17 protein-coding genes are annotated in these 18,292 nt (G+C 74.0%); 2 read left to right on the forward strand and 15 right to left on the reverse strand.

Features of this window, described 5'->3' with window-relative positions; all coding sequences use genetic code 11:
- Positions 1–2: 2 nt before the first annotated feature.
- From LC193_RS01945 to LC193_RS01995, 11 genes are all read right to left on the reverse strand, one after another.
- Positions 3–695 (reverse strand): AAA family ATPase, encoded by a 693-nt coding sequence (locus tag LC193_RS01945; protein ID WP_404819330.1) that lies wholly within the window; start codon positions 693–695, stop codon positions 3–5.
- Between the two features lie 133 nt (positions 696–828).
- The gene (aroQ, locus tag LC193_RS01950; protein WP_086161582.1) at positions 829–1,269 is read right to left on the reverse strand and encodes a type II 3-dehydroquinate dehydratase; all 441 of its coding nucleotides are present in this window, start codon (positions 1,267–1,269) and stop codon (positions 829–831) included.
- Positions 1,266–2,381, reverse strand: a complete 1,116-nt coding sequence (gene aroB, locus LC193_RS01955; protein ID WP_226070760.1) for a 3-dehydroquinate synthase — start codon at positions 2,379–2,381, stop codon at positions 1,266–1,268. The genes aroQ and aroB overlap by 4 nt, the downstream gene beginning before the upstream one ends.
- The gene (locus tag LC193_RS01960; protein ID WP_226078446.1) at positions 2,378–2,878 is read right to left on the reverse strand and encodes a shikimate kinase; all 501 of its coding nucleotides are present in this window, start codon (positions 2,876–2,878) and stop codon (positions 2,378–2,380) included. The genes aroB and LC193_RS01960 overlap by 4 nt, the downstream gene beginning before the upstream one ends.
- 71 nt (positions 2,879–2,949) lie before the next feature.
- Entirely contained in the window at positions 2,950–4,134 is a 1,185-nt protein-coding gene (aroC, locus tag LC193_RS01965) for a chorismate synthase (protein WP_086161579.1), read from the reverse strand.
- Between the two features lie 106 nt (positions 4,135–4,240).
- Complete coding sequence (locus tag LC193_RS01970) at positions 4,241–5,080, reverse strand: shikimate dehydrogenase (protein ID WP_226070762.1); 840 nt, start codon at positions 5,078–5,080, stop codon at positions 4,241–4,243.
- Positions 5,077–6,879 carry an endolytic transglycosylase MltG gene (gene mltG, locus LC193_RS01975; RefSeq protein ID WP_226070764.1) on the reverse strand — a complete coding sequence of 601 codons (1,803 nt, stop codon included), beginning with the start codon at positions 6,877–6,879 and terminating at the stop codon, positions 5,077–5,079. The genes LC193_RS01970 and mltG overlap by 4 nt, the downstream gene beginning before the upstream one ends.
- A gap of 86 nt (positions 6,880–6,965) precedes the next feature.
- Entirely contained in the window at positions 6,966–7,430 is a 465-nt protein-coding gene (ruvX, locus tag LC193_RS01980) for a Holliday junction resolvase RuvX (RefSeq protein WP_226070766.1), read from the reverse strand.
- The gene (alaS, locus tag LC193_RS01985; protein ID WP_226070768.1) at positions 7,430–10,099 is read right to left on the reverse strand and encodes an alanine--tRNA ligase; all 2,670 of its coding nucleotides are present in this window, start codon (positions 10,097–10,099) and stop codon (positions 7,430–7,432) included. The genes ruvX and alaS overlap by 1 nt, the downstream gene beginning before the upstream one ends.
- On the reverse strand, positions 10,099–10,434 hold the full coding sequence (locus LC193_RS01990) for a DUF6167 family protein (RefSeq protein WP_226070770.1): 336 nt from the start codon (positions 10,432–10,434) through the stop codon (positions 10,099–10,101). Before LC193_RS01990 ends, alaS begins: the two co-directional genes overlap by 1 nt.
- 8 nt (positions 10,435–10,442) lie before the next feature.
- A complete protein-coding gene (locus LC193_RS01995; protein ID WP_086161574.1) occupies positions 10,443–10,871 on the reverse strand; it encodes a DUF948 domain-containing protein in 429 nt (142 codons plus the stop codon).
- A gap of 209 nt (positions 10,872–11,080) precedes the next feature.
- Here LC193_RS01995 and LC193_RS02000 point away from each other — a divergent pair, with 209 nt between their 5' ends.
- A complete protein-coding gene (locus tag LC193_RS02000; protein WP_226070778.1) occupies positions 11,081–13,318 on the forward strand; it encodes an ATP-binding protein in 2,238 nt (745 codons plus the stop codon).
- Here the strand turns inward: LC193_RS02000 and rpsD are convergent.
- Positions 13,306–13,917 (reverse strand): 30S ribosomal protein S4, encoded by a 612-nt coding sequence (gene rpsD, locus LC193_RS02005; protein ID WP_226070786.1) that lies wholly within the window; start codon positions 13,915–13,917, stop codon positions 13,306–13,308. The genes LC193_RS02000 and rpsD overlap by 13 nt on opposite strands.
- Before the next feature lie 76 nt (positions 13,918–13,993).
- On the opposite strand from rpsD, the gene LC193_RS02010 reads away from it, so the two are divergent.
- Positions 13,994–14,851 carry a DUF2470 domain-containing protein gene (locus tag LC193_RS02010; protein WP_226070788.1) on the forward strand — a complete coding sequence of 286 codons (858 nt, stop codon included), beginning with the start codon at positions 13,994–13,996 and terminating at the stop codon, positions 14,849–14,851.
- A gap of 27 nt (positions 14,852–14,878) precedes the next feature.
- Here the strand turns inward: LC193_RS02010 and LC193_RS02015 are convergent, their stop codons facing one another.
- From LC193_RS02015 to hisS, 3 genes are all read right to left on the reverse strand, one after another.
- Positions 14,879–16,246 carry a replication-associated recombination protein A gene (locus LC193_RS02015; RefSeq protein WP_226070790.1) on the reverse strand — a complete coding sequence of 456 codons (1,368 nt, stop codon included), beginning with the start codon at positions 16,244–16,246 and terminating at the stop codon, positions 14,879–14,881.
- Between the two features lie 45 nt (positions 16,247–16,291).
- The gene (locus LC193_RS02020) at positions 16,292–16,933 is read right to left on the reverse strand and encodes a vitamin K epoxide reductase family protein (protein ID WP_404819331.1); all 642 of its coding nucleotides are present in this window, start codon (positions 16,931–16,933) and stop codon (positions 16,292–16,294) included.
- Positions 16,934–17,029: 96 nt separating this feature from the next.
- On the reverse strand, positions 17,030–18,292 hold the full coding sequence (hisS, locus tag LC193_RS02025) for a histidine--tRNA ligase (protein WP_226070792.1): 1,263 nt from the start codon (positions 18,290–18,292) through the stop codon (positions 17,030–17,032).

Below are 18,292 nucleotides of genomic sequence, written 5' to 3' on the forward strand. Positions count from 1 at the left end.
CCTCACCACTGCGGCGGGCTGGTCAGGCTCCTCGCCACCGCGTCGTCCAGCATGCGGGCGGTGGTCGCCACGTCGTGCCGCGAGTTGTCGATGATCGGCAGCCCCGAGCCGTACCACCCGGCCATCCGCCCGTGGATCGTGGCCACCTCCTCGTCGGAGAGGCGGCGGGTGCCGGATCGCGCCGCGTTCCGCTCCAGGACGATGTCGAGCCCAGGCAGCAGCACGATCGGGATGAGCCCGGGGCCCACGTGCCGCTTCCAGCCGCCGAGCCCGACGGCCGGCCGGTCGGGGAAGACGGCGTCGTCCAGGATGCAGGAGATGCCGTTGGCCAGGAAGTTGCGGGCGGAGAAGCCGCACGTCCTGCGGGCCAGCCGGTACTGGGCCTCGGAGCGGTCGTCCCAGCCGGAGCGCGGGTCGGCGAAGCCCGAACGCACCCATTCCCGCACATCGTCGAGGCTGATGTGGGCCGTCGGCACCGGGCGGCGCTCGGCCCAGTACCTGGCGACCGTCGTCTTGCCCGCCCCGGCCGGGCCGATCAGGAGCACCGCGACCGCGGCGTGCGAGACGTCGGGGCGCGCCGCCCCCGGGGGCGGCGAAGGCGCCGGGACCCCGCCGGCGGGCGGGCTCAGGTACGCGGCCGTCCCGCCGTCGAGCGGGGCGGACGGTGGCACAGGCACTCCGCCGGACTGTTGCATCCGCTCCCCACCTCTGTCCTTCCCGCACGGCGCGGCGGCTCGTGCATCCCCTTCGGACCAGTCACACCGTACCCGGTGGCACCCGGCCCTTCGTGAACGCGCGCCCCTTCACCGAAGTGCCGCGCGCCCCCCGTCAGTCCGCCGTTCCCTCGGCGAGCGCGCGCAGGGCCATGAGGTACGAGCCGATGCCGAACCCCGCGACCGTGCCGCTCGCCACGGCGGCGATCACCGAGGTGTGGCGGAACTCCTCCCTGGCGTACGGGTTGGAGATGTGCACCTCGACGAGCGGGGCCGTCCGCTGGGCGGCGGCGTCGCGCAGCCCGTAGGAGTAGTGGGTGAACGCCCCCGGGTTGATCACGACGGGCACGGCCCCGTCGGCCGCCTCGTGCAGCCACCGGATCAGCTCGCCCTCGTCGTTGGTCTCCCGGACCTCGACATCCAGGCCCAGTTCCCCGCCCAGCGCGGTGCACCGCTCGACGAGGCCGGCGTAGGAGGTCGAGCCGTACACGTCGGGCTCGCGGGAGCCGAGACGGCCGAGGTTGGGCCCGTTCAGCACGAGCACCCGGCGGCTCACGCGGCGATCTCCGCGTGTGCGGCCAGCAGCATCGCCGGGTCGGGGGCCTCAAGGACGGCGGGCTTGGCCAGCCCGTCGAGCACGATGAAACGCAGCAGGTTGCCGCGGGTCTTCTTGTCCACGCGCATCGTCTCAAGCAGGCGCGGCCACTGGTCGCCGCGGTAGGTCACGGGAAGCCCCACGGACGTCAGCACCGCGCGGTGGCGGTCGGCCGTGGCGTCGTCGAGGCGGCCCGCGACGCGCCCGAGCTCCGCGGCGAAGACCATGCCGACGGAGACCGCGGCGCCGTGCCGCCAGCTGTAGCGCTCGTTCTTCTCGATGGCGTGCGCCAGGGTGTGCCCGTAGTTCAGGATCTCCCGCAGGCCCGACTCCTTCAGGTCGGTGGCCACCACGGCGGCCTTCACCCGCACCGCGCGCTCGATCAGCTCCGCGGTGTGCGGTCCCGCGGGGCCGCGGGCGGCCTCGGGGTCGGACTCGATCAGGTCGAGGATCACGGGATCGGAGATGAACCCGGCCTTGATGATCTCGGCGAGGCCGGACACGTAGTCGTTGACCGGCAGTGTCGCCAGCGCGGCGAGGTCGCACAGCACGCCGGCGGGCGGGTGGAAGGCGCCCACCAGGTTCTTGCCCTCGGCCGTGTTGATCCCGGTCTTGCCGCCGACGGCCGCGTCGACCATGCCGAGCACCGTGGTCGGCACGGCGACCCAGCGCACGCCGCGCAGCCAGGAGGCCGCGACGAAGCCCGCCAGATCGGTGGTGGCGCCGCCGCCGACCGCGACGATCACGTCGGTCCTGGTGAACCCGCTCGATCCGAGCGCCTTCCAGCAGTAGGCGGCGACCTCGGCGGTCTTGGCCTCCTCCGCGTCCGGCAGCTCGACGGCGATGGTCTCGTACCCCTGGCCCGCGAGGTCCTCGCGCACCGCCTCGCCGGTCCCGCTCAGGGCCCGCGGGTGCAGCACCGCGACACGCCGCGCGGCCGTGCCGATCAGGCGCGGCAGCTCGCCGAGCAGGTGGTGGCCCACCAGCACGTCATAGGGCTCGGTACCCGCGCTGCCCCCCACCGTGATCCTGGTCGGGTCGGTGGGGCGCGCGTCCTTCGGGGGAACGCTCATGGGGTCGTGATCTCCAATGCGTCGAGGACGGCCTGGGCAACCTCGTCCGGGGTGCGCTCGGCGGTCTCCACGACCGCCCTGGCGACCTCCGTGTACAGCGGGCGGCGTTCCTCCATGAGCACGCGCCAGCGCTGCCTGGGGTTGACGGCGAGCAACGGGCGCGGCACGTCGAGGCCGACGCGGCGGACCGCCTCGGCCAGCGGCACGTCGAGGAAGGCCACCGGCAGCCCGGCCAGCAGGGCCCGGCTCTCCGGGTCGAGCACGGCGCCGCCGCCGAGCGAGACCACGCCCTCGTGGCCGGTGACGGCGGCCCGCACCGCGGCGGCCTCCAGTGCGCGGAACCGCGGCTCGCCGTCCTCGACGAAGATGTCGGGGATCGGCTTGCCCGCGGTGCGTTCGACGTCGGTGTCGGTGTCGCGGACCGTGACGCCGAGCCGCCGGGCGAGCAGCGCGCCGACCGTGGACTTGCCGGAGCCCGGCGGCCCGACGAGCACCACGGCGGGGGTCGCGGGACCTGCCGAGCCCGCCGCGTCCGGCGCCCCGGCCGCCCGCGCGGCGGGCTCGGCGGTCACCGGATCTCCAGGTGGTCGAGGAACGCGGTGACGTTGCGCCGGGTCTCGGTCACGCTGTCACCGCCGAACTTCTCCGCCACCGCGTCCGCGAGGACGAGCGCGACCATGGCCTCGGCGACGATCCCGGCCGCCGGGACCGCGCACACGTCGGAACGCTGGTGGTGGGCGCTGGTCGCCTCGCCGGTGGCGACGTCCACCGTGGCCAGGGCCCGGGGCACGGTGGCGATCGGCTTCATCGCGGCGCGCACGCGCAGTACCTCGCCCGTGGACAGGCCGCCCTCCGTGCCGCCCGACCTGCCGCTGGCGCGCCGGATGCCGTCCTCGCCCGCCACGATCTCGTCGTGGGCCTGCGAACCGGGCACGCGGGCCAGGTCGAAGCCGTCGCCCAGCTCCACGCCCTTGATGGCCTGGATCCCCATGAGCGCGCCCGCGAGCCGCGCGTCGAGCCGCCGGTCCCAGTGGACGTGCGAGCCGAGCCCGACCGGTACGCCGTAGGCCACGACCTCCACGACGCCGCCGAGGGTGTCGCCGTCCCGGTGCGCCTGGTCGATCACGTCGACCATCGCCTTGGACGCCAGCGGGTCGAGGCACCGCACCGGGTCCGCGTCCAGGGTCATGAGGTCGCGCGGGTGCGGCAGCACGTCCCTCGGGGCGCGGGCCCCGCCCAACTCGATGACGTGCGAGACGAGTTCGATACCGGCCGTCTCCTTGAGGTAGGACCGGGCGACGGTGCCGAGCGCGACACGGGCGGCCGTCTCGCGCGCGGAGGCGCGTTCCAGGATGGGCCGCGCGTCGTTCACGCCGTACTTCTGCATGCCCGCGAGGTCGGCGTGGCCGGGGCGCGGACGCGTCAGCGGCGCGTTGCGGGCGAGCCCCGCCAGCTCCTCCGGGTCCACGGGGTCGGCCGCCATGACCTTCTCCCACTTGGGCCACTCCGTGTTGCCCACCATGATGGCGACCGGCGAGCCGAGCGTCAGCCCGTGCCTGACGCCGCCGAGGAACGTGACCTCGTCGCGCTCGAACTTCATCCGGGCCCCGCGACCGTAGCCGAGGCGCCGGCGTGCCAGCGCGTCCCCCACCATCTCCGTGGTCACCGGTACCCCGGAGGGCAGCCCCTCCAGAGTCGCCACCAGTGCGGGACCGTGCGACTCTCCCGCCGTCAGCCAGCGCAGCCTGCTCAACGGTGCTCCTCAGTATTCAACGCCTGTGGGACCTTCCTCCGCAGATCCTCCCACGCCCCTGCGACACGACTCCTCGGGGTGGGGCGCGGACCAGGTCGCGCGACGCTCAGCCCGCGCCGAGCGCCTCCTCGCCTGCCGCGCGCATCCGTTCGAGCGGGGCAGGCGCCAGCCCTGTCATGGCCTCGACCTGGAGGACGGCCTGGTGCACCAGCAGGTCGAGGCCGCCGACGACCGCGCCGCCCCCGGCGGCCCAGGCGCCGGCGAGCGCCGTGGGCCACGGCTCGTACAGGACGTCGAACAGCGTTCCGGGCGCCGCGGGCACGGCGCCCGCCAGGGCGTCGGTGGCCCCCGCGGGCGTGGTGGCCACGACCAGCGGCGCCTCCAGTGCCTGCGCCGCGTCCTCCCAGGCACCGATCCGCACGGCCGCGCCCAGCCGGCTCCCCCACTCCCGCATCTCGGCGGCACGCTCCGCGCCGCGCACGTAGGCGGTGATCTCCCCGTCGCAGATCCGGGCGAGCGCGGCGAGCGCGGAGGACGCGGTGGCGCCCGCGCCGAGCACGGCGGCGCGCTCCACCCGCGTCACGCCGCGCTCCCGCAGGGCCTCGACCATGCCGGGGATGTCGGTGTTGTCCCCGCGCCTGCGTCCTTCCCGGGTGAACGTGACGGTGTTGACCGCGGAGACGGAGGCCGCGGTCTCGCTGATCTCGTCGAGCAGCGGGAGAACGGCGCGCTTGAGCGGCATCGTGAGGGACAGGCCCGCCCACTCGGGGCCCAGGTCCGCGACGAAACCGGGCAGGGCCCGCTCGTCCACCTCGAACCGCTCGTAGGTCCAGTCGTCGAGGCCGAGGGCGCGGTAGGCGGCCCGGTGCAGCACCGGGGAGAGCGAGTGGGCGATCGGGGAGCCCAGGACCGCCGCGCGGCGGCCGGAGAAAGGCGCGCCGCTCACTCGCCGCCCTCCTGCTCCCTGGCCTCCCGCTGCGCGGCGTTGAAGTCCAGCACGTTCTGGAGGTGCTCGTCGTAGTCGTCGGTGAAACGGGTGTCCCCGGGGCGCACGGTGACGAAGAACAGCCAGGGGCCGTCCGCCGGGTTGAGCGCCGCCTCGATGGCCGCGTGCCCGGGGTTGGCGATGGGCCCGGGCGGCAGCCCGAACTCCTCATAGGTGTTGTACGGCGAGTCGATGTCGGTGTCGTCGAGTGAGACGTCCAGCGTGTGGCGCCCCAACGCGTAGTTGACGGTCGAGTCGAACTCCAGGCGGATGTTCTGTTCGAGGCGGTTGTGGATGACCCGCGAGACCCGGACGAACTCCTCGTCCGACTGCCCCTCCGCCTCGATCAGCGAGGCGATCACCAGCACTTCGCGCGGCGTCCTGCCGATCGAGGCGGCCTGGCCTTCGAGGTCGGTCTCGGTGAACTCGGCCGTGGCCCGTTGCACCATCTGACGCAGCACTTCCTCGGGCGCCGTGTCGGTGCCGACGTCGTAGCGGGCGGGGAAGAGGAAGCCCTCGGGGTCGCCCTCGGCCCAGTCGGGCAGGCCGAGATCGGCGGCCTCGGCGGCCTCGGCCGTGGCGCCCTCGGCCAGGCCCAGGTACTCGTCGATCATGGTGTAGACCTCGGTGGCCCGCCGGCCCTCGGGGATGATCAGGCCGCCGACGGCCTCGCCGTTGAGCATCATCGCGACGGCCGACTCGGCCGACATCTGCTCCCGCAGCGTGTAGACGCCCGCCTGGAGCGCCTGGCCGCCGGCCGCGTCGACGAACGCGTCGTGGCTGCGGACCACGCCGGCCTCGCGCAGGATGTTGGCCATCTGGGAGACGGTGGCGCCGTCCGGAATCGTGACCTGCACCTCGCCGGTGCCCTCGCCCTGGTAGTCGGGCGCCGGGCCGAACCGCTCCTGGTAGAAGTCGTATCCGTAGTACCCGACCCCGCCGACGCCCGCGAGCACGAGCACGGCCGCCACCGCGCAACCGCGGCCGCCGCGCCGCCTCTTGGCGCTCTTCTGCCGGTCGCCCCGGCGGCCGGAGCCGCGTCCCGAGTCGCCGGCGCGGCCCTCGTCCCCGTCCTCGTCCTCGCGGCGGAAGAAGTCCAGCTCCCCCTGGTCGGGCCCGGGGTCCCAGCCCGTCTCCGGGTCGGGCTCCGGCTCACGGCGCCGCTCCCCCGGCTGCCCGCCGACCGCGCCGGGGGCCTGCTGCCGCTCGTGCTCCGGCCGCGGCGCCGCCGGGTGCCCCGGCTGCCCGGCGTACTGCTGGTCCGAGGCGTAGGGGTGCCCGTCCTGGCCCGGCTGGTGCCCTGCCGTGTCGTACGGCTGCCCCGGGTAGCCCTGGTCCGCGCCGTAGGCGCCCTGGAAGCCCCCGGGGTCCTGCACCGGGCCCGGCTGCCCCGCGGTGGCGTACGGATCCTCCCCGTACCCCTGCCCGTAGTGCCCGCCGGCGCTCTCCCATCCGCCCTGCCCCTGGTACGGCTGCTGCTGGTGGTACTGCTGCCCGTCCCCGTAGTGCGGGTCGTTCGAGGCGTACGGCCCGCCGTCCCCGTACTGCTGCCCCCCGTACTGCTGCCCGTCGTATCCCGGTTGCGCATCGTACTGCTGTCCGTGATACTGCTGCTGCGCCCCGTAGTGGTGCTGCCACGAGCCTTGTTGCGCGGGGTGGCCTCCGGCTCCCTCGTACCCGCCGGACCATCCCTGGTCCGCGTAGCGCGGATCGTCGGGATACCACGGTTCGGAGCCGGGATTCCGGCCATCGTCAGTCATCGAACCCCTTGTCACGCAAGGTGGCAGCCGATCCCCCACGCGATCCGCGCGGCTGCCCTGTCGCGCGGAACGTTACCGTACCGCGATCAGACAACCACTTCGACGCACTGCCCGGGCGGCTGCCCCGCGCTGCGCTCCGCGTCCAGCGCGGCCTGGAGGATCACCACCGCTGCGGCCTGATCGATCCTGGACCTGCCCTTCTTGGCCGACACCCCTGATGCCCGCATGCCGCGCGCGGCGCTGACCGTGCTCATCCGCTCGTCCACCAGCCGCACCGGCACCGGCGCGAGCCGGCGCGCCAGCCGTTCGGCGAACGCCCGGACGCGGGCCGCGGCCGGGCCCTCGCCGCCGCTGAGCGACCGCGGGAGCCCGACCAGCACCTCGATCGGCTCGTACTCCTCGGTCAGCGCGGCCAGTCGGCGCCGCGCCGCCTCGGCGTCGCGCCCCGGCACGGTCTCCACGGGCGTGGCGAGCAGGCCGTCGGGGTCGCAGCTCGCGACCCCGATCCTGGCCTCGCCGACATCGACGGCCAGCCGCCTGCCACGTCGCATCAGGCGACGTCCGCGACCTGGCGTTCCACGGCGGCGAGCGCCTCGTCGATGGCCGCGGGGTCCTGCCCGCCGCCCTGCGCCACGTCCGGCTTGCCGCCCCCGCCGCCGCCGAGCGCCTTGGCCGCGGTGCGCACCAGGTCGCCGGCCTTCAGACCGCGTTCGCGCGCGGCCTCGTTGGTGGCCACGACGGTCAGCGGACGGTCCTTGACCACCGTGAACAGCGCCACGACGGCGGGCCGGTCGCCCTGGATGCGGGCCCGCACGTCCAGCACGAGCCGGCGCAGGTCGTCGGGCGTGGTGCCGTCGGGCACGCGCCCGGTGGCCAGCGCCACGCCGCGCACGTCCCGCGCTCCGGCGGCGAGCGAACCCGCGGCCTGGAGCACCTTCTCCGCGCGGAACCGCTCGATCTCCTTCTCCGCCTCCTTCAGGCGCGCGAGCATGCCGGAGACGCGTTCCGGCAGTTCCTCCGGCCTGCCCTTGACCAGCTCGGTGAGCTGCGCCACCACGGCGTGCTCGCGGGCCAGGAACCGGTAGGCGTCCGCGCCCACCAGCGCCTCGACCCGGCGCACGCCCGAGCCGATGGAGGACTCCCCGAGCAGCTTCACCAGGCCGAGTTGGGCGGTGTTGTGCACGTGGGTGCCGCCGCACAGCTCCTTGGAGTAGTCGCCGATGGTGACGACGCGGACGCGGTCGCCGTACTTCTCGCCGAACTCGGCGATGGCGCCCTGCTTCCTCGCCTCGTCCATCGACATCACCTCGGCGGTGACGTCGAGTTCGCGCGCGAGCACCTCGTTGATCTTCTGCTCCACGTCCGTGAGCACCGCGCCCGGCACGGCGGCGGGCGAGCCGAAGTCGAAGCGGAAGCGCCCGGGCGAGTTCTCGGAACCGGCCTGGGCGGCGGTCGGGCCGAGCGCGTCGCGCAGCGCCTGGTGGGTGAGGTGCGTGGCACTGTGCGCGCGGGCGATGGCACGGCGGCGCTGCACGTCGATGTGGCAGTACGCGCCGGCGCCCACGGTCGCCTCGCCCACCTGCACCTCGCCCTTGTGCACGATGACGCCGGGCACGGGCTGCTGCACGTCCCTGACCTCGATCACGGCACCGGAGTCGAGGCGGATGCGCCCGGTGTCCGCGAGCTGGCCGCCGCCCTCGGCGTAGAACGGGGTGCGGTCGAGCACCACTTCCACCTCGTCGCCCTCGTGCGCGGCGGGGGCGGCGACCCCGTCGACGAGCAGCCCGACCACGGTGGACTCGCCGTCGGTGCGGCTGTAGCCGATGAACTCCGAGGGTCCCGCCGCGTCCGCGACCTGGCGGTAGGCGGACAGGTCGGCGTGCCCCTGCTTCTTGGCGCGCGCGTCGGCCTTGGCCCGTTCGCGCTGCTCCTTCATCAGCCGCCTGAAGCCGCCCTCGTCGACCGAGAGTCCGGCCTCCGCGGCCATCTCAAGCGTCAGGTCGATGGGGAAGCCCCACGTGTCGTGGAGCAGGAACGCCTTGTCGCCCGGCAGGACGCCGCTGCCCGCGGCGCGGGTCTCGGTGACCGCGAGGTCGAAGATGTTGGTCCCGGCCTTGAGCGTCTTCAGGAACGCCGCCTCCTCGGCGAGCGCCACCGTCTCGATGCGCCGGCGCTCGGTCAGCAGCTCGGGGTACTGCTCGCCCATCGTGGTCAGCACGACGTCGACGAGCTCGCGGACCACGGGGCCCTCGGCGCCGAGGAGGCGCATGTTGCGGATCGCCCGGCGCATGATGCGCCGCAGCACGTAACCGCGGCCCTCGTTGCCCGGTGTGACGCCGTCGCCGATCAGCATGACGGAGGTGCGCATGTGGTCGGCGACCACGCGCAGCGAGACGTCGGTGTCCTCACCGGCCCCGTACCGCACGCCGGTCAGGTCGCCCGCCTTGTCGATGACGACACGCAGGGTGTCCGTCTCGAACATGTTCTGGACGCCCTGGAGGATCATCGCGAGGCGTTCCAGGCCGAGGCCGGTGTCGATGTTCTTGGCGGGCAGGTCCCCGAGGATGGGGTAGCCCTCCTTGCCCGCGCCCGGCCCCCGCTCGTACTGCATGAAGACCAGGTTCCACAGCTCGACGTACCGCTCGTCGTTGACGGCGGGGCCGCCCTCCGCGCCGAACTCGGGGCCGCGGTCGTAGTGGATCTCGGAACAGGGGCCGCAGGGCCCCGGCACGCCCATGGACCAGAAGTTGGGGCCCATCCCCAGGCGCTGGAGGCGCTCGGCCGGCACGCCGACGACGTCCCGCCAGATGCGCTCGGCCTCGTCGTCCTCCTCGTAGACGGTGATCCACAGCCGTTCCGGGTCGAGACCGTAGCCGCCGTCGGCGACCGGCGAGGTCATCAGCTCCCAGGCGAGGGGGATGGCCCGTTCCTTGAAGTAGTCGCCGAAGGAGAAGTTGCCGCACATCTGGAAGAACGTGCCGTGCCTCGTGGTCTTGCCGACCTCCTCGATGTCCGGCGTCCGCACGCACTTCTGCACGCTGACGGCGCGCGGGTGGGGCGGGGTCGCCTCGCCGAGGAAGTACGGCTTGAACGGCACCATGCCCGCGGGCACGAGCAGCAGCGTGGGGTCGTCGGCGATCAGCGACGCCGAGGGCACGACCTGGTGCCCGCGCTTCTCGAAGAAGCTCAGCCAGCGGCGGCGGATTTCGGCCGACTCCATCAGTGGTCCTCTTTTCCGGTCGTTCCGGTCGTTCCGGTGGTCTCAGGGGCCGGGAAGGTCCCGGCCCCGTGCGCGGGTGGGGGGAGGAGCGCCGCGCGGGGCGCGGGGCCGCGGCCGATGCCGAGCGCGTCGTTCAGCTCGTCCTCGCGCCTGGCCATGCCGGCCCGGACGTCGAGGGCGAATCCGCGGACGCGGTGGCCCGTCTCGACGGCGCGGCCCGCCGCGCGGACGGCGAGGCTCTCTGGCGCGAGTTCGCGCAGCCGGCGCTGGACCCGGGTGGTGGCCCAGACGCCTGCTGCGGCGCCGGTGGTGAACCAGAAGGCGCGGCGGAACATGGCCGGGATCAGTCCTTTCGCGGGGAGCGGCGCCTGGGGGCGGGGAACGCGCCGGGTGCGGCGCGCCCGGGCGCGGCCGGCGGGCGCGGGCCGCCGCGGCGGCGCAGCGCCTGCCGCACGCCGTAGCCGAAGGCCGCCACCTTCACGAGCGGGCCGCCGAAGGTGGAGGCGACGGTGCCGGAGAGCGCGGACGCGTTCGCGGCGACGTCCTGCACGTCGGAGGCGATGCTCTCCACGCGGTCGAGCTGGGTCTGCGCCGACCGCACGGTCCGCGACGCCTCGCCGAGCAGCGGGACGGCGTGCTCGGTGACTCCCGTGACCAGTTCGGTCGCGGCCCTGAGCGCCTGCGCCAGCCGGTACAGGGCCACGGCGAGGAACGAGACCAGGATCGCCCAGAAGACGGCCACGAGCAGGCCGGCCACTTCTCCACCGGACACAGGCGCACCGCTTCCCTCGGATGGGTTCTTTGGACAGCTGTCGGTCGGCCGCCGTGCGCCCCGGGCGGGCGGCCCTCCCAACGGTACGGCGGCAGGTCCCGACCTTATCGCGCCGCGTGCGCGCGCTCGTACCGTATTGCGCCCGGCGCCGCCAGGGCCGGGAGGCGCGATTGTACGTTGTGCATACCCACGAGTACGCTGCGTGTCCCATGCGAGGCTTTCACGGCACCGGGCCTGCGGGCCGGGAGAACCAGGCGACCGGCCGCGGCTCGGGCAACCTGCCGGCCGAGCTGACCCGGTTCATCGGTCGGCACACCGAAGTGGGCTCGATTGTGCAGCAGTTGACGGAGTCACGGCTGGTGACGGTGACGGGGGTCGGCGGGGTCGGCAAGTCGCGGTGCGCGATGCGGGCCGCCCGGGAGTTGCAGGAACGCTTTTGCGACGGCGTCTGGCTGGTCGAACTGGCCACGGTGCGCGACGCGGAGCTGCTCGATCACGCCGTCGTCGACGCGCTGGGGCTCACCGACCACACCGGCAGGCCGCCGCGCACGGTCCTGGTGGAACGGCTGGCCGGCCGGCGCCTGCTGCTCGTCCTCGACGGCTTCGAGCACCTCGTCGAGCCGTCCGCCGAACTGGTCCACGACCTGCTGCGCCGGGCGCCCGGCCTGCGGGTGCTCGCCACCGGGCGCCGCCCGTTGGGGGTGACGGGCGAACGGCTGTACCCGCTGCCGCCGCTGGCGGCACCGGCGCCCCGCCCCGACGAGGAGGACGCGAGCGCGCCGCTGAGCGAGGCGGCCTGGCTGTTCGCCGACCGGGCCGCCGCCGTGCTGCCCGGCTTCGCTATCGGCGCGGAGAACTACCGGGTGGTCGCCGAGCTGTGCCACCGGCTCGACGGCATCCCGCTGGCACTCGAACTGGCCGCGGGCCGGCTGCGGACCCTTTCGCTCGGGCAGGCGCTCGACCGGCTCGGCGACCGGTTCCGGCTGCTGGTCGGGGGCAGCAGGGACGCCCCGCACCACCACCAGACGATGCGCACGGCGATCGGCTGGAGCCACGAGCTGTGCACGCCGGCCCAGCGGCTGCTGTGGGCCAGGCTCTCCGTCTTCGCCGGGCACTTCGACCTGGAGGCGGCCGAGTACGTCTGCTCGGGGCCCGACCTCGGCGCGGACGAGGTGCTCGACGTCCTGACGGAGCTGGTCGCGCAGTCGGTCGTGACGCGCGAGGACGGCGCCTCGGGCGTGCGGTACCGGCTGCTTGAGACCCTGCGCGCCTACGGGGCCGACTGGCTCGCGGCGACGGGCGACACGGCACGTCTGCGCCGCCGGCACCGCGACTGGTACACGGGCCTGGTCACATGGTGCGAACTTGAGTGGTTCAGCCCGCGGCAGGCGGAGGTGGCGCGGCGCATCGAGGACGAGATGCCGAACCTGCGGGCCACCCTGGAGTTCGCCCTCGACCACGAGCGGGACGCGCGCCTGGCCCTCTACCTGACCGGCACGCTGTGGTTCGGCTGGGTCGGCTGCGGGCGGCTCGGCGAGGGCGCGCACTGGCTGGGGCGGGCGCTGCAACTGGAGACGGAGCACGAGGAGGCGCGGCTGAAGGCCCTGTGGGTGGCCGGCTACGTCGCCGTCCTGCGGGGCGACACCGTGAGCGCGCTCTCCGCCCTGCACGAGTGCCAGGAGGGCGCGGAGCGGACCGGCAGCGCGCGGGCCGCCGCCTACGCCGACCACCGCAACGGCTGTCTCGCGCTGATCAGCGACGAGACCCAGCGCGCGGAACGGCTGCTGCGGGCCGCGCTCGACCGGTTCGCGGAGATCGGCGAGCTGAACAGCGACGTGCTGATGTGCCAGGCCCAACTGGCCATGGCCGTCGCGTTCCAGGGCGACCTGGCGGGCGCGGTCGGGCTGTGCGAGGAGGCCAGGCGCATCTGCGAGGAGCACGGCGAGCAGTGGGCCCGCACCTACGCGCTGTACGTGCTGGGCTTCGCCGCGTGGAGCCGGGGCGACACGGTGGAGGCCAGGCATCTCATGGAGACGTCGCTGCCCGTGAACCACGCCTTCCGCGACCTGGTGGGCACCGTGCTCGCGCTTGAACTCCTCGCGGGGGTCACGGCGACCGAGGGCGACCCGGGCGAGGCGGCCGTTCTCCAGGGCGCCGCGGCACGGCTGTGGCGCTCGGTGGGCATGAGGCTGTTCGGCTCGGTCTACTTCAACGCCCCGCACGTCCAGTGCGAGCGGCTGCTGCGGCGCCAGCTCGGCACCGCGAGGTTCACCGAGTGCTTCGAGGAGGGGCGGCGCCTGGACACCGACGCCGCGGTCGCGCGTGCGCTGCGGCGCCGCGCGGCGGGGCCCACGTCGTCGGGCACCGGGACCCCTTCCGCGCCCGCGGCCGTCGGCCGCCCGGACCGCGGGGGGACCGGGCGGCGGGGCGGCGGTCAGCGGGCGTAGTACTCGACGACCAGCTGCTCGTCGCAGATCACAGGGATCTCACGGCGGTTGGGGTCCCGGTCCAGGCGGAACGCCAGGGCCTCAAGGTTGACCTGGAGGTAGCGCGGCGTCTCGCCCTCGCCCGCGTAGCCGCCCTCCCTGGCCACGAGGAACGGGTGCTTGGCGCGGCTGCGTTCGCGCACGGACACGACATCGTCGGGGCGGACCCGGAAGGACGGCTTGTCGACCTTGCGGCCGTTGACCGCGATGTGGCCGTGCACGACCATCTGGCGGGCCTGGTAGATCGTGCGGGCCAGCCCGGAGCGCAGCACCAGGGCGTCGAGGCGGCGCTCCAGCTCGATGATCAGCGCCTCGCCCGTCTTGCCCTCGACCTTGCGGGCGCGGTCGTAGGCGCGGGCCATCTGGCGCTCGCTGATGTCGTACTGGGCGCGCAGCCGCTGCTTCTCCAGCAGGCGCACCTTGTAGTCACTGGTCTGCTTCCGGCCGCGCCCGTGCTCCCCCGGCGGGTAGGGGCGCTTCTCGAAGTACTTCACGGCCTTCGGGGTCAGCGCGATGCCGAGGGCCCGGGACTTCTTGACCTTGGGACGCGACTGGTTCACGTTGAACGAACCTCCATGTAAGTTAGGTGAGCCTTACCTTAGCTGAGGAGTGCGCATGATTCGACCTGGGAGCCCCATGCCCGGCACCGGACACCGCGACCCGGAGGACCTCCCGCGCCCCGACGAGGAGCCCCGGCAGCCGTCGGCGGCCGAGCGGGTGCGCACCCTGCTGGCCTCCAACGCGTCCGCGACCCTGACCATTCCTGGGGCCGACCAGGACGATCCCGCCGCCTGGCAGCTCGACCACCGGGTCGTCGCCCCCTCCGGCGACGTCTACCTGCTGGCCGCCCCCGGGTCCCCCGCGGCACGCATCGCCGCGCACGCGCTCGACGACGAACTCACGGCAGTGATCGAGCTCACGGACGTCGCCCCCGTCGCCGTTCCCCAGCGTATCCGGGGGCGCGGCTGGGTGGCGGGCTGGCTCACCACCGCGTCGGACCAGGAACGGCACACCGCGCTGCGGCTGCTCACCGACCGCTATCCGGCGCTGGACGCGCTGCCCGGCACCCGGCCGGCCGCCTCGCCCGCCGCCACCGGACGCGTGCTGCGGCTCGAAGTGGGCGAGGCGTTCACCGACGACCTGTGGGGCGCGTGCCACGTGGAACCCGAGGAGTTCGCCGAGGCGGCGCCCGACCCGTTGGCCAGGCACGAGGCGGACCTGCTCCAGCACCTCGCCGCCGCCCACGGGGCCCAGCTCCGCACCCTCTGCACGCTGCTCGGGGACGGCCCCGCGACGTGCGGGCCACCGTACGGGCAGGGCGGCACCCCCTGGGAGACGGTCGTGCCGCTCGGCCTCGACCGCTTCGGCCTGCGGGTCCGCTTCCGGGCCGGAGCGGCCTGCTTCGACGCCAGGTTCGAGTTCCCCGAGCCGGTGCGCGACCTCACCCAGCTCCGCCGCGCGATGCGGCAGCTGTTCGAGGCGGCGGGCACCTGAGCCGGACCGCGGCCCGGGGCGCGCGGGTCAGCCGCGCGGCTCCCGGCCCTCGCCCGCCAGCCGGTGCCTGACCCGGTCGAGCACCTCCCCGTACCGCGCCTCCGCGCCGTGCCCGGTCGGCCGGTAGTACCGCTTGCCGTGCACGGCGTCCGGCGCGTACTGCTGGGCCGCGATGCCGCCGGGCAGGTCGTGCGGGTACTGGTAGCCGGCCCCGTGGCCGAGCCGTTCCGCGCCCCGGTAGTGGCTGTCGCGCAGGTGCGCGGGCACGGGCCCGGCCAGCCCCGCCCTGATGTCCGCCTGCGCCTCGCCGATGGCGACGACGGCCGCGTTGGACTTCGGCGCCAGCGCGAGCGCGATGGTGGCGTGGCTCAGGGTGATCGCCGCCTCCGGGAAGCCGATCATGGCGACCGCCTGCGCCGCGGCGACCGCCGTCGGCAGCGCCGTCGGGTCCGCCATGCCGATGTCCTCGCTCGCCGAGATCATCAGCCGCCTGGCGATGAACCTCGGGTCCTCCCCCGCCTCCACCATCCGCGCCAGGTAGTGCAGTGCGGCGTCCACGTCCGAGCCGCGGATCGACTTGATGAACGCGCTCGCCACGTCGTAGTGCTGGTCGCCGTCCCTGTCGTAGCGCACCGCCGCGCGGTCCACCGCCTCCTCAAGCGTCGACAGGGTGAGCTCGGACTCCCCCTTCTCCAGGGCCGCGCCCGCACCCGCCTCAAGCGCCGTCAACGCGCGCCTGGCGTCGCCGCCCGCGACGCGCAGCAGGTGCCCCTCGCTCTCGGCCGGCAGCGCCACCGCGCCGCCGAGCCCGCGCTCGTCGGCCACCGCCCGGCGCAGCAGCCCGCGCAGGTCGTCCTCGGTGAGCGGTTCGAGCGTCAGCAGCAGCGACCGGGAGAGCAGCGGGGAGATCACCGAGAAGTGCGGGTTCTCCGTGGTGGCCGCGATGAGGGTGACCCAGCGGTTCTCCACGGCCGGCAGCAAGGAGTCCTGCTGGGCCTTGCTGAACCGGTGGATCTCGTCGAGGAACAGGACCGTGTCCTTGCCGTACGCCCCCGAGGAGCGCCGCGCCCCGTCGATGACGGCCCGTACCTCCTTGCCCCCCGCGGTGATCGCGGACAGCTCCACGAAACGCTTGTCGGTGGCCTGGCTCACCACGTAGGCGAGCGTGGTCTTCCCCGTGCCCGGCGGGCCCCACAGGATGACGGAGGACGGCCCGGCCGGGCCTCCGCCGCGCTCGCCGACCAGGCGGCGCAGGGGCGACCCCGGGCGCAGCAGGTGCTGCTGGCCCACGACCTCGTCCAGGGTGCGCGGGCGCATGCGGACCGCCAGCGGCCGGGCTGACACGTCCTTTTCCGCGCGCTCCTCGGCGGCGGCGGTGAACAGATCGGGCTCCACGCCACCGACCCTAAGTCACACCACCGACAGCCGGGCGGGCCAGGGTCAGCTGGTCCAGAAGTCCCACCAGCGGGTCAGGATGAGCATGCCGATGATGCCCAGGTGCACCGCGGGGATCAGCCAGTGGAACTCCTCCATCGTCCGCCTGACGCCCTGCGGCACGGGGAGGAAGCCGTGCCGCACGTTGTGCAGCGTGGTGTACCAGAACATGACGATGGTCGCGGCCCAGGCCAGGCAGCACCACAGGCACAGCGCGTTGATCTCGTACAGCGACTGGTACTGGAGCCAGGTGCAGAAGGCGACCCCGAACAGCGTGCCGCCCTGGAGGCCGAGCCAGAACCAGCGCCGGTAGGCGGCGCCGGCCAGCAGCCCCATGCCGATGGCGACCACGGCTCCGTAGGTCACCAGGCCGAGCATCGGGTTCGGGAAGCCGAAGACCTCCGCCTGGTCGCTCTCCATGATGTTGCCGCAGGAGACCACCGGGTTGAGGCTGCACGCGGGCGTGAAGTCCGGATCCTCAAGCAGATGGAACTTGTCCAGCACGATGACCCACGAGGCCAGCAGGCCCGCGAGGCCGGTGACCACGAGCGTCAGCGCGAAGCCGCGCCCGGCCCCCACGGGCCCGTGTCCGCCGCCCTCGTCCGTCGCCCCCCGCGGGCGGGCCACGTCCATCGCCGATGCTGCCATCTCGTCATCCGCTCTCGTTCGGTCCTGCTGCCCATTCTGCCTCAGTGACCCAACGCTCACACCGCGCCGATGTCAACCGGCCACGGGTCCCGGCCGTCACCCCAGCCGGCGCCGCAGGTCCTCGACGACGTCCGACAGCGCGACCGGCGTCTGCTCGCCGCTTTCCAGGTCCTTGAGCTGGACCACGCCGTCGGCGAGATCGCGCTCGCCGGCGACCAGCGCGAACCTGGCGCCACTGCGGTTGGCGGACTTCATGGCCGACTTCACGCCGCGCCCGCCGTAGCCGAAGTCGGCGGCGACGCCCGCCCTGCGCAGCGCGGTGACCACGGTGAACAGCTCCCGCCTCGCCCGGTCCCCGAGCGGGACGGCGAACACGTCCGTGGCCGGGGCCGCGGCCGGGGCCGCGCCCTCCGCGCGCAGCGCGAGCAGGGTCCGGTCCACGCCGATGGCCCAGCCGACCGAGGGGAGCGGCGGACCGCCCAGCATCTCCGACAGCCCGTCGTAGCGCCCACCGCCGCCGACGGCCGACTGCGAGCCCAGCCCGTCGTGTACGAATTCGAACGTAGTGCGGGTGTAGTAATCCAGGCCGCGGACGAGCCGTTCGTCATCCGTGAAGGCGACGCCCGCGTCCGTGAGCAGCTCACGCACCTGCTCGTGGTACTCCTTGCACGCCTCGCACAGGTGGTCGCGCATCGCCGGGGCCCCGGCGAGCTGCCGCCGCACGCTCTCCCGCTTGTCGTCCAGCACGCGCAGCGGGTTGACCTCGATGCGGGCCCGCGTCTCCTCGTCGAGGTCGAGCCCCCGGAGGAAGTCCTGGAGCGCCGTCCGGTAGGCGGGCCGGCAGGCGCGGTCGCCCAGCGAGTTCAGCAGGAGCCGCACGCCGGTCAGGCCGAGCGAACGGTACGCGTCGGCGGCCAGGATGATCAGTTCGGCGTCGAGCGCGGGGTCCTCCGTGCCGATGGCCTCGGCGCCGATCTGCGAGAAGTGCCGGTAGCGGCCGGCCTGCGGGCGCTCGTACCGGTAGTACGTGCCCGAGTACCAGAGCTTGACCGGCAGGTTGCCCGCCCGGTGCAGGTTCGCCTGGAGGGTGGCCCGCAGCACGGACGCGGTGCCCTCGGGGCGCAGCGCGAGGCGCGTGCCCCCCTTGGTGGTGAGGGTGTACATCTCCTTGGTCACGATGTCGGTGGACTCACCGACACCGCGGGAGAACAGCTCGACGTGCTCGAAGCCCGGCGTCTCGGCGTAGCCGTAGCCCGCGGCGCGCAGCGGCGCGGCGAGTGCCTCGCGCACGGCGAGAACGGCCGCCGAGTCGGGCGGCAGCAGGTCGTAGGTGCCTTTGGGGGCGGAGAAAGTGCTCAC

Origin of the sequence: Streptomyces marincola (assembly GCF_020410765.1) — a bacterium.
Classification (GTDB): Bacteria; Actinomycetota; Actinomycetes; order Streptomycetales; family Streptomycetaceae; genus Streptomyces; species Streptomyces marincola.